This window comes from Dehalococcoidia bacterium (genome assembly GCA_022451965.1).
GTDB lineage: Bacteria > Chloroflexota > Dehalococcoidia > Lucifugimonadales > Lucifugimonadaceae > TMED-70.
Genome location: JAKUNJ010000006.1, coordinates 136,373 through 146,892 on the forward strand (window position 1 = coordinate 136,373; position 10,520 = coordinate 146,892).

Genomic DNA, 10,520 nt, shown 5'->3' on the forward strand with positions numbered 1-10,520 from the left:
ATCAAAAATAATTCTAGAAAAACTGTTATTAATAATTCTTATGTTCCAAATAAATACTATTATTTATATAAGTTGATTAATTAGTTAATTTAATTGGCACCTTTTGAGGTTATATAATCAACTGCATCTTGTACAGTTTTTATATTTTCTGCATCTTCATCAGAAATTTCTATAGCGTTATCATCTGTACTAAATTCTTCTTCTAATGCCATAATTAGTTCTACAACATCCAAAGAATCCGCTTCTAAATCCTCTGTGAATGATGAATCAGGATTTACATCCTCTATATCAACACTTAATTTTTCTGCTGTAATTTCTTGAATTTTTTCTAAAATTGAAGCCATTATATCCTCCAAATTGTTAACTGCACATTTATGTTATTGAATAATGATACAAAAGTCTATCTTACCATAGAATTTAATACACCATTTATAAAGCTTTTTGACGAATCTGAGCCAAAAACATTTCCTAGCTTTACTGCCTCATTTACTACAACTCCGACCGGTGTATAAATGTTAGAACTCAATTCTGATATTGCCATTCTTAGTATAGAAAGGTCTGTTTTTGGAATCCTCTCTAAATTACTATCATCTATATGACTTAATATCTTTTGATCTATAGCAGACTTATTATTCATTGAGTATTCCAATAATGATAATGCCATCTTTTTTTTAGATGAATTTAATTTTTTATAGAATCCTAAGTTCTTAATTCTTTCTAGAGGATTTGAATTTGTTATTTCATTCTCGAATAATGATTGAACCACAGCGGCTCTTGCAAGAGTTGTTCCAAATATAGAATCAGTTTTTTCTTCAGCAATAAATTCAGCATCTACACTTAAATTTAGATTATCTTGAATTTTTTCCATTAATTCCTTGATTCTACATAATCAAGTACTTGGCTGTAGTTACTAATATTTTTTACAGTAAGGTCTGAATTGATTCTTTTTACCATTCCTGCGAGCACGTTACCAGGACCAATTTCATAAAAAGTATCTACATTGTTATCTGTCATAAACCCTATTGAGTCATTCCAAAGAACACAGTTTTGTAATTGGTTTTTTAATTCTTCTTTTACTAATTCTTTGCTAGTAATGGGCCTAGCATCAGTGTTAGCAACGATAGGTACAACAGCATCTTGGAAGTTTGTATTATCAATTACATCATTGAGTTCGTTTTGAGCAGACGACATCAATGCAGAATGAAATGCTCCACCTACTGGCAAAGGTATTGCTCTCTTAGCTCCCAATCTTGAAGCTAAATCCATAGCATTTGTTAAGTTTTCTTTCTTTCCAGAAATTATAATTTGATTTGAAGTATTAATATTTGAAAGATAGGTTCCGGTCTGAGAGCAAACTTCTCTAACTGAATTTTCATCAATTCCTATAATAGCTGACATTCCACCAGGTGAATCAGTGCAAGCTTTTTCCATAAGTTCACCTCTAATGGAGACTAGTTTAATGGTATCTTTAATACTGAGTGAGCCTGCGGTTGCTAGAGAGCTATATTCACCTAAACTATGACCTGCAGTATAATTTGGAATTTGTATTGTGCCCATTTCTGATTCGATAGCTCTCCATGCAGCTATTGAAACAGTTGCAATTGATGGTTGAGCGTTTTCTGTTTTGGTAAGTTCTTCTTTAGAACCCTCAAAAATTACATTTGAAAGTTTTCTACCTAATATTTCATCGGCTTCATCAAAAACTTCTCTTGCAGCTTTACTGTTTTTATACAAATCAAGACCCATTCCAGGAGTTTGAGATGCTTGTCCAGGAAAAATGAATGCGACTTTTTCTTTATTCATAAAATTGCTCACTATAAAAATCTATATTAATCTATTGTTTCTATTTTTTTTTATTTTTTCAATAAATTTCACCACAGAATACGATAATTATAAGAATAAATGAATATTGACAGCCAACTTGAAATAAACTTATATAAAAATATAATCTTTATAAATCAAAGATTATATTATGAATATTTTAGGTGTAGACCCAAGTCTTTCAAACACAGGGTATGGGATGCTTAAGTTTAAAAAAAATCAATACTTTCCTATAGAGGGAGGCGTGATAAAAACTAAAAGCACCGATTCTCTTGAAAAAAGACTTTCAATAATATTTGATGAGTTTTCTTTAATTGTTAAGAAATATATACCTGATGCCATAGCAGTTGAAGATTTACATTCAAGACCAAAATTTGCTAAAACTTCCATATTAATGGGTCATGCTAGGGGAGTAATTTTATCTACAGCAGGATTGCACAATATAAAGGTATTTAATTATCAACCTACACAAGCAAAAAATTTAGTTACTGGATCTGGTAGAGCGGATAAAAAACAAATTATGATTTCTGTTTCAAAAATTCTGAATAATGAAAATTTACTTAAGAATGAGCATGTAGCTGATGCATTTTCAATTGCTATCTGTCATTCTATAGTTAGTAAAGCAAAAATAAATTAAATGATAAATTATTTAGAAGGAAATATAATAAAATTTTTATCTGAACCTAAAAGGATAGTGGTTTTAGTAAATGCTATTGGATATGAAATTCACACTCCTGAGTTTCTTACAAATTACTTTATTGAAAACGATATTTCAATAAACTCATCCATAAATCTAGAAATATATTATCACGTTACTGAAAGACAACCTAAACCTCTTCTTGTTGGATTTATTAGTGAAGGGGATAAGGAATTTTTTGAACAATTGATTCAAGTAGAAGGTATAGGTCCAGTGAAAGCTGCTAATTCATTGATATTTCCAATAAACATAATAGCAAAAGCAATAGAATCTGAAGATTATTCTCTTTTAGAACAAATGCCGGGAATTGGTAAAAGAGCAGCTCAAAAAATTGTAGCAACCCTCAAAGGAAAAGTTATAGATAAAGCATCAGATATTTCTTTAACTCCAAATTTGATGCCAGAAAATTCAGTTATCAATGATGCCCTAGAAGTTTTAGTAGATTTGGGTTACAAAGTTTCAGATGCTAGGAATCAAATTAATGAAGTAATAAACGGATTAGAAAATAAAGATGAAGTAAAAGCAGAAAATTTACTCAAAGAAGTTTTTAAGAGGTCTAGATAAGGAATTTTATGAATGACAATTCTAATAATTCTAATAAAGAAATAATTTTTTCTGAGGATATAAATGATAAAAAAGTTGATTCTGCAGAAAAGTTAGAATTTAATTTCTTAAGACCTAAATCCTTTACTGAATATATTGGACAAAATAAAATTATTGAGTCTCTATCTATTGCTGTTGAAGCTTCAAAGAAAAGAGACGAATCATTAGATCATGTATTATTTTATGGTCCTCCAGGATTAGGTAAAACTACTCTTTCATACATTATTTCTAATCAAATTGAATCTAATTTTATTCACACTAGTGGTCCAGCTTTGGAAAAACCAGCTGATGCTGTAGGGTTACTTTCAAATTTGAACTCTAAGGATGTATTATTTATTGATGAAATTCATAGAATCCCTAAAACCGTAGAAGAATATTTATATTCAGCGATGGAGGACTTCAGAGTAGATTTTATTACAGGTTCCGGAGCTTTTGCAAAAACTATAAATTTAAGGCTAGAGAGTTTTACTTTAGTTGGTTCTACAACTAGGCCAGGATTACTAAGCTCTCCTCTTAGAGATAGATTTGGTCTCAGTTATCACTTGGATTATTATAATGAAATTGACTTAAGAAATATTATTCTAAGATCTTCAAATTTATTAGGCTTAGAAATAGATGAAAAATCTTCTATTGAAATTGCAAAAAGATCAAGAGGTACACCAAGAATAGCTAATCGACTTTTGAGAAGAGTTAGGGATTTTGTAGAAGTTAAGAACATTAAAAAAATAAAAACTGATGTAATAAACGACTCTTTAGAAATTGAAGGAGTAGATAACCTAGGTCTAGATAGACTTGATAGAGAATATTTGAAAATTATAGCTAATAACTATGAAGGTGGACCAGTAGGTATTGATGCGATTAGTGCTTCACTGAACGAAGATCAGGCAACATTATCTGATGTTGTTGAGCCCTTCCTCTTAAAGATAGGTTTTATAATCCGTACATCCCAAGGAAGAAAAACAACTAAATTAGCTTATAAACATCTAGGACTTAAGCCTTCAAAACTTCAAGATAAATTTATTTAGTATCTAAGTATTTATTATAATAATCTCTTGAAGAAATATCTGTACTTTCAAAACAAACAGCATCCTCTCTTTTGTTTTCCATCGGATAGTAATTTTTTCTGATTGAGACCACAGTAAATAAGTATTTTTTATACAAATTTATTGCACTTGTATTTGATTTTCTACACTCTAAAAGCATTTTTTTTATACCATTTTCAGAACAATGCCTTAATGATAATAATAGTAATTTCTCTCCAATTCCTTGTCCTCTGAATTTTTCTATAACTCCAATTTGTTCAATATGGGATTCTTGTAAAACTTTCCATATTTTCACATATCCAATTATTATTTCTTGAGAAATAAATTGTTCTTTATCTTTTTTTTCAACTTTACTAAAAATAGAAAATATATTTTTTTTCCTGCGAATCAAATTTTCATATGTGCAAATAAAAATTTTTTTATTTTCTTTACGTATTTCACTGTAAAAATTAGTATTAACTTTATCTATTGGAAATATATTAGACTCTAATTTTGATAATTCTTTAGAATCATTGAGAACTGCGTTTCTAAATTTTATTTTTTCATTAATCATTGAATTAAATCTGATTAAAAATGGTTATGTTTTTATTATTTAATAAGAGTATAATAATCTTTAGTATTTATAAATGCTTGAAGAATGAACCTATTAGTTATACTAAAATAATGTTTTTGAGTCCTAACCTAATTCGTATAATAAAAATACCCTTAAAAAATAATAAATTTGATTTAGTAATTTCTTTCATTTCTATTCTTTTTGCGGCAGCTCTTCAAATGTCCATTCCGTATTATCTGGGATCTTCAATTGATAAATCTTTGGACGCTTCGAGTTCTTCAGAATTGTCTTTGGCCCCTTTTATTGAAATTGGTTTATTAGTATTTTTACTCTCGTTAGCTAGAGGGATTTTTAGTTATTTTCATGTATATCTAGGAGAAAAAATTGGCCAATATTTAGCATTTGACTTAAGAAATTCATATTTCACTAAGCTTCAAAAACTTTCATTCAAATACCATGATACTCAACACACCGGAGACCTAATCACCAAAGGAATCATAGATATTGAAGGAAGTCGAATGTTTGTAAATACTGGCGTTTTAAGGTTGGTTTTTCTTACTGTTTTTATTTTAACTGGTGCATATTTAGTGATTTCAGTTGATTTTGCATTGGGATTACTTTCTTTATCTTTCGTACCTTTTGTAGCATTTTTTTCATCTTATTCAAGAATTGTACTTAGAAAAAATTGGTATCGTTTGCAAGAGCAGTTAGGTGTACTAACAAGAGTTATGGATGAAAATTTATCAGGTGTAAGATTAGTAAGATCATTTATGAAGCAGAAATATGAATTAGAAAAATTTAATCTTGCTTCAGATATAGTCAAAAAAACAACTTTTAAGCAGATAATAATAAGAAGCTTTTCAATATCTTTGAATACTTTTTCTTTCCTAGTATCTATGAGTCTTTTGGTTTATTTTGGATCGGTTGCTGTAATTGAATCAAGAATAACTTTAGGAGAATTGACTTCTTTGATTGCATTTATGAGTATTTTACAAGGTCCTGTCAGGCAAATAGGAATGACTGTAAATTCATTCTCTAGAGCTTCAGCTACCTCCACTAGATTATTTGAAACTTTAGACCAAAATGAAGATATATCTAATCAAGAAGATATTAGCTTTAAGGAACCTGTAAAGCAAATTGAAATAAAAAACCTTTCATTTTCATACGGATCTAAAGAAGTACTAAGTGATATAAATTTTTTCTCAAATCCTAATCATTCGATTGGTATTGTTGGCCCCCCTGGTTCAGGTAAGACAACTCTTTCTAGGCTTTTACCTAGATTTTATCATCCAAATCAAGGTAAGATTTTATTAAATGGTAAAAATATTTCCACACTAAATCTTAATGATCTAAGAAAAGCAGTTAATTTAGTAGATCAAGATAATTTTTTATTTTCTGATACTTTTACTGAAAATATTCGATATGGAGACCCTAATGCAAAGAAAGAAAAAGTTGATTTATCAACAAATAAAGCGCAAATTTCAAGTCATATAGAAACCCTCCCAGAAAAATTTGATACTTTGATTGGCGAAAGAGGTGTTCAACTTTCTGGTGGACAAAGACAAAGGCTTTCTGTGTCACGAACTTTACTTTTTGATTCCAAAGTTGTTATATTTGATGATTCTACTTCTGCAATTGATAGTCAAACAGAAAAAAAAATCAGAGATGAGATGCAATCATTAGGCTCTGGAATTTCTTTGATAGTTGTTGCTCATCGAATTTCCTCAGTTATGAACTTAGATGAAATACTTTATCTTAACAACGGCAGGATAATTGAGAGAGGTACTCACTCTGAATTAATAAAACTCAAGGGTAGATACTGCGAATTATATAATATGCAAATTAATCCAGAAAAGGTTATTAACTAATGGTTTCATTATCTGATGATGACGTAAAATCAAGAGCGTTTGATTACAACATAATCAAACGCTTTTTACCATATGTGCTCATATATAAAAAAGATGTTTTTTTAGGATTTATGTTTATTATTTTACTAACTATATCTTCTTTACTTCTTCCTTTAGTAATTAAGAATATTATCGATCAATCAGGTTGCTTAATAGGCTCTAATTGTGATTCTATTGAAGATGCTAAATCATCTATATTAGTTGGTTTATTTCAGTACTTAGGTTTGTCTATTTTAGTTGTAATTTCAATATTTATGTCAGATTCTATAATTGAGAAAGTTGGAGAAAATATACTTCTTGATCTAAGAAGAAAAATGTTTATGCATCTTCAAGATGTTTCTATTTCTTTTATGGACAAAACTGATGTAGGGCGACTTATGTCTCGATTACAAGGAGATGTCGCAGCAATGCAAGAAGCTTTACAAATGTCAGTATTTGCAATTGGCGATATTGTTTTGATATTAGGAATAATTACAGTTCTTCTTTCTATGAATATTCAGTTGGGACTTTTGACAATTATTGTTATGCCAATTTTGGTGCTAATTAGATTGATATGGTTACCTCATGCAAAAAAAGCTTTTTTAGATGCAAGGATAAAAAGTTCTATTACAACATCTTATTTAGCAGAAAATATAAATGGAGTTAGAACTGTACAGTCATTTAATCGTCAAGATTTCAATGCTAAAATCTTTGAATCTAAAGCAGATGATTTACTAAAATCACAACTTAAAGCAGCTAAATTATCTAGCATTATGTTACCTACTGTAGAGGGTCTAACTGGAATTGCTTTTGCAATAATTATTATTGTTGGAGCAAGTCTACTCATAAATGATCATATAACTACAGGAGTGATGGTTGCTTACATGCTTCTTGTCCAAAGATTCTTTGAACCAATTAGAACTATATCAATGCAGTATAATGTGATGCAAAGAGCCATGGCTTCAGGATATAGAATTTTTGAAATACTGGATATTCCCGTTACAATTAAGGATCCTTCGAAACCTCTTGATTGTCCTTTAGATGGAACTATCAAGTTTGATAAAGTATCTTTTGCTTATGTTGATAATAATTTTATTCTTACTGATTTTGATCTTGAAATAAAAAATGGAGAAAGAATTGGAATAGTTGGACCAACAGGAGCAGGTAAATCAACTATCTCAAATCTTATTCATAGATTTTATGATGCAAATAAAGGTAAAGTTATACTTGGAGGAGTTGAGATAAGAAAATTAACTCAAGAATATATTGGCAAAAAAGTTGGAATGGTTTTACAAGATCCATTTCTTTTTTCAGGCTCTATTCTAGATAATGTGAAATATGGAAATCCCAATATAACTATTTATGAAATAGAAGAAGCTATTAAGCTTCTCGGAATAGAAGAATTTGTTGAAACATTACCAAAAGGATTAGATACTGTGATAGGTCAAAGAGGAGCAGATTTATCAATGGGTCAAAGACAACTTCTAAGTATCCTCAGAGCGTTGCTAGCAGATACTCAATACCTAATTCTTGATGAAGCTACTTCATCAATTGATTCATATACTGAAAAGAAGATTCAGTCAGCATTAGATGTTTTATTAAGAAATAGAACATCCATCACAATTGCTCATAGACTGGCAACTGTAAGGAAATGTGACAGAATCATAGTCCTAAATTCAGGGAAAATAGAAGAGATTGGTAGTCACGAAAAACTTCTTAATAATAAGGGTTTATACAGTAAACTATATGGCTTAAATTATTCTTCTTTTGATGATTAATTACTAGACATTATGACCTGGTTCAGAATTATCATAGTCATATTCATAATTTAACTTAATAAATTCTTTTTGATCATCTGGTACATCTTCTTCGGCAAAAATAGCACTTTCAGGGCAGACTGGTTCACAAGCTGCACAATCTATACATTCTTCTGGATTTATAAATAATTGTGAATCTCCAGGGTTAGAATAAATACAATCTACTGGACAAACATCCACACATGCTCCATCCATGATGTCTACACAAGCTTTACCAATAATATATGTCATATTTCAAATCTTTCTTATTTACGTAGATAACCGTTTTTTAAAATAATATAAAAATTAATTATGAAGTTTTAGCGATTCCTGATACCAAATTTTGAAATTATTAACCTTGACAGCCGCAAGATCCGCCGCCACCGCCACATCCACCTGCCGCAGCTTCTGCTGGTTCTCTTTGGGCTTCAGCTTGACTTCCACATCCGCCGGAATTTTCTGCGCCGCCGCCGCCGCAACATCCACCACCAGCTGCTCCTCCACAACCTCCTCCGGATTGGAAGTTAGGATTAGATATGACGAATCCTGACCTTTGGAATCCTTCAACATAATCAATATTAGATCCTTCAACAAATTTTACACTTTCGGGATCAACTACAGTCTTGATGGTAGAACCTCCAACGATATCTGTTGCTTCAGGTTGGTCGACTAAACCAAAAACGTATTCAAATCCACCATTTGGTGTTTCATTGATAGACACTCTTAGGTAACTATTTTCACTACCTTGTTCTTTCATTACTTCTAGAAGCTTTTTACTTGCAGCTTCGGTAAATGTCACAAGTTGATCTTTTTTTGAATCTAACAAAATTCTCTCCAATATTAAATTATTTACAATAATCCTATTTATTATCTTACTAGATAATTTCTTACAAAATCAATGATTACATAGTAAAAAAACCAATTTTTTATCAACCTTTCATATATTTTTTGCAGTTATAATAAAATAAAAATGTTGCTCAAACAGGCTCTCTAATGGATTTAATTGATAAAAAAATAGTTTCTATGCTTGGTCAAGATGGAAGACTCTCAAATGCCCAAATGGCAAGAGAGTTAGACGTTAGCGAAGGAACTATCAGAAGAAGAGTAAAAAATTTACTAGAATCAAAAACAATTTCAATTGTTGCTGCCTCTGATCCAAAAAAGTTGGGATTTCTATCTGAAGCCTTAATCGGAGTTCAGTGTGAACCCGACAAAACTGGTGATATTTCATCTGAGCTAGCTGCTCTACCACATACTAGATGGGTAATAACAACTACTGGAAGCTATGATATATTTTGCTTAGTTGCTTTAGAAAGTGCTGAAGAATTAGGTAAGTTTATCAGAGTTGATATTGGATCTATAGAAGGGATCATAAGAACTGAAACATTCGTTAATTTATCTGTTGCGAAAAGAGAGTATGGCCATATATAAATATATATTTTTAATTTGAGGAATTATGTATAGAGATTTAATGTGCGGAGAAGTTTCTTCTTCTGTATTAGAAAAAAAAATTAAGCTTGCTGGATGGGTTTCTAAAAGAAGAGATCATGGTCAATTGATATTTATTGATCTTAGGGATAAGTCTGGAATAATGCAAATAGTGTTTAATCCTGAGATATCAGCCGAATCTCATTCATATGCTAAAAATCTAAGATCAGAATGGGTAATTGCCGTAGAAGGAACTATTGTTAGGAGATTAGATGGGTCAGAAAATAAAGAAATACCAACAGGAGATCTTGAATTAGTAGTTGATAAAATAGAAATCTTATCAACGTCCAAGACACCCCCCTTTGAAATAGATGATGACTCTGTTGTGTCGGAAGAGATCAGACTAAAATATCGATACTTAGACCTTAGAAGAAATTCTATGCAAAGAAAAATAAAATTGCGACACAAAGTAACCCATCTTATATGGAATTATTTAACAGAGGAAAATTTTACTCATATTGAAACTCCAATCCTAATAAAGAGTACGCCTGAAGGTGCCAGAGATTATGTTGTACCTTCTAGAATTAAGCATGGAGGATTTTATGCATTACCTCAATCTCCTCAACAAATGAAACAAATTTTGATGGTTTCAGGTTTTGATAGATATTTTCAAATAGCACGATGCTTCAGAGA

Annotated in this window: 13 protein-coding genes; 7 read left to right on the forward strand and 6 right to left on the reverse strand. The window is 30.5% G+C overall.

Features of this window, described 5'->3' with window-relative positions; genetic code table 11:
* Nucleotides 1–89: 89 nt before the first annotated feature.
* Genes acpP through fabD form a run of 3 tightly spaced genes read right to left on the reverse strand, consistent with a single transcriptional unit; the run spans nt 90 to nt 1,803 of the window.
* On the reverse strand, nt 90–344 hold the full coding sequence (acpP, locus tag MK083_04615) for an acyl carrier protein (GenBank protein ID MCH2673735.1): 255 nt from the start codon (nt 342–344) through the stop codon (nt 90–92).
* A gap of 56 nt (nt 345–400) precedes the next feature.
* Nucleotides 401–868 (reverse strand): transcription antitermination factor NusB, encoded by a 468-nt coding sequence (gene nusB / locus MK083_04620; GenBank protein MCH2673736.1) that lies wholly within the window; start codon nt 866–868, stop codon nt 401–403.
* Nucleotides 868–1,803 carry an ACP S-malonyltransferase gene (fabD, locus tag MK083_04625; GenBank protein MCH2673737.1) on the reverse strand — a complete coding sequence of 312 codons (936 nt, stop codon included), beginning with the start codon at nt 1,801–1,803 and terminating at the stop codon, nt 868–870. The genes nusB and fabD overlap by 1 nt, the downstream gene beginning before the upstream one ends.
* Nucleotides 1,804–1,972: 169 nt before the next feature.
* On the opposite strand from fabD, the gene ruvC reads away from it, so the two are divergent.
* Genes ruvC through ruvB form a run of 3 tightly spaced genes read left to right on the forward strand, consistent with a single transcriptional unit; the run spans nt 1,973 to nt 4,146 of the window.
* A complete protein-coding gene (gene ruvC / locus MK083_04630; protein ID MCH2673738.1) occupies nt 1,973–2,458 on the forward strand; it encodes a crossover junction endodeoxyribonuclease RuvC in 486 nt (161 codons plus the stop codon).
* On the forward strand, nt 2,459–3,082 hold the full coding sequence (locus tag MK083_04635) for a helix-hairpin-helix domain-containing protein (protein ID MCH2673739.1): 624 nt from the start codon (nt 2,459–2,461) through the stop codon (nt 3,080–3,082).
* Nucleotides 3,083–3,090: 8 nt separating this feature from the next.
* Entirely contained in the window at nt 3,091–4,146 is a 1,056-nt protein-coding gene (gene ruvB, locus MK083_04640; GenBank protein ID MCH2673740.1) for a Holliday junction branch migration DNA helicase RuvB, read from the forward strand.
* On the opposite strand, the gene MK083_04645 is transcribed toward ruvB, so the two are convergent.
* Nucleotides 4,139–4,717, reverse strand: a complete 579-nt coding sequence (locus tag MK083_04645) for a GNAT family N-acetyltransferase (GenBank protein ID MCH2673741.1) — start codon at nt 4,715–4,717, stop codon at nt 4,139–4,141. The genes ruvB and MK083_04645 overlap by 8 nt on opposite strands.
* Before the next feature lie 77 nt (nt 4,718–4,794).
* Between MK083_04645 and MK083_04650 the strand changes: the two genes are divergently transcribed.
* Complete coding sequence (locus MK083_04650; GenBank protein ID MCH2673742.1) at nt 4,795–6,585, forward strand: ABC transporter ATP-binding protein/permease; 1,791 nt, start codon at nt 4,795–4,797, stop codon at nt 6,583–6,585.
* Complete coding sequence (locus MK083_04655; protein ID MCH2673743.1) at nt 6,585–8,381, forward strand: ABC transporter ATP-binding protein/permease; 1,797 nt, start codon at nt 6,585–6,587, stop codon at nt 8,379–8,381. Before MK083_04650 ends, MK083_04655 begins: the two co-directional genes overlap by 1 nt.
* 3 nt (nt 8,382–8,384) lie before the next feature.
* Here the strand turns inward: MK083_04655 and MK083_04660 are convergent, their stop codons facing one another.
* Nucleotides 8,385–8,651, reverse strand: coding sequence for a ferredoxin family protein (locus MK083_04660; protein ID MCH2673744.1), 267 nt, complete (start codon nt 8,649–8,651; stop codon nt 8,385–8,387).
* Between the two features lie 100 nt (nt 8,652–8,751).
* The gene (locus tag MK083_04665) at nt 8,752–9,225 is read right to left on the reverse strand and encodes an iron-sulfur cluster assembly accessory protein (GenBank protein MCH2673745.1); all 474 of its coding nucleotides are present in this window, start codon (nt 9,223–9,225) and stop codon (nt 8,752–8,754) included.
* Between the two features lie 167 nt (nt 9,226–9,392).
* On the opposite strand from MK083_04665, the gene MK083_04670 reads away from it, so the two are divergent.
* Nucleotides 9,393–9,830, forward strand: coding sequence for an Lrp/AsnC family transcriptional regulator (locus MK083_04670; protein MCH2673746.1), 438 nt, complete (start codon nt 9,393–9,395; stop codon nt 9,828–9,830).
* 25 nt (nt 9,831–9,855) lie between these two features.
* Nucleotides 9,856–10,520: OB-fold nucleic acid binding domain-containing protein (locus tag MK083_04675; protein ID MCH2673747.1), on the forward strand; the 665-nt coding region annotated here is incomplete at its 3' end.

What these genes read in the sequence shown, in the direction of transcription:
- acpP (MCH2673735.1), bottom strand. Translation starts at nt 344, where the DNA reads ATGGCTTCAATTTTAGAAAAAATTCAAGAAATTACAGCAGAAAAATTA.
- nusB (MCH2673736.1), bottom strand. Translation starts at nt 868, where the DNA reads ATGGAAAAAATTCAAGATAATCTAAATTTAAGTGTAGATGCTGAATTT.
- fabD (MCH2673737.1), bottom strand. Translation starts at nt 1,803, where the DNA reads ATGAATAAAGAAAAAGTCGCATTCATTTTTCCTGGACAAGCATCTCAA.
- ruvC (MCH2673738.1), top strand. Translation starts at nt 1,973, where the DNA reads ATGAATATTTTAGGTGTAGACCCAAGTCTTTCAAACACAGGGTATGGG.
- MK083_04635 (MCH2673739.1), top strand. Translation starts at nt 2,459, where the DNA reads ATGATAAATTATTTAGAAGGAAATATAATAAAATTTTTATCTGAACCT.
- ruvB (MCH2673740.1), top strand. Translation starts at nt 3,091, where the DNA reads ATGAATGACAATTCTAATAATTCTAATAAAGAAATAATTTTTTCTGAG.
- MK083_04645 (MCH2673741.1), bottom strand. Translation starts at nt 4,717, where the DNA reads ATGATTAATGAAAAAATAAAATTTAGAAACGCAGTTCTCAATGATTCT.
- MK083_04655 (MCH2673743.1), top strand. Translation starts at nt 6,585, where the DNA reads ATGGTTTCATTATCTGATGATGACGTAAAATCAAGAGCGTTTGATTAC.
- MK083_04660 (MCH2673744.1), bottom strand. Translation starts at nt 8,651, where the DNA reads ATGACATATATTATTGGTAAAGCTTGTGTAGACATCATGGATGGAGCA.
- MK083_04670 (MCH2673746.1), top strand. Translation starts at nt 9,393, where the DNA reads ATGGATTTAATTGATAAAAAAATAGTTTCTATGCTTGGTCAAGATGGA.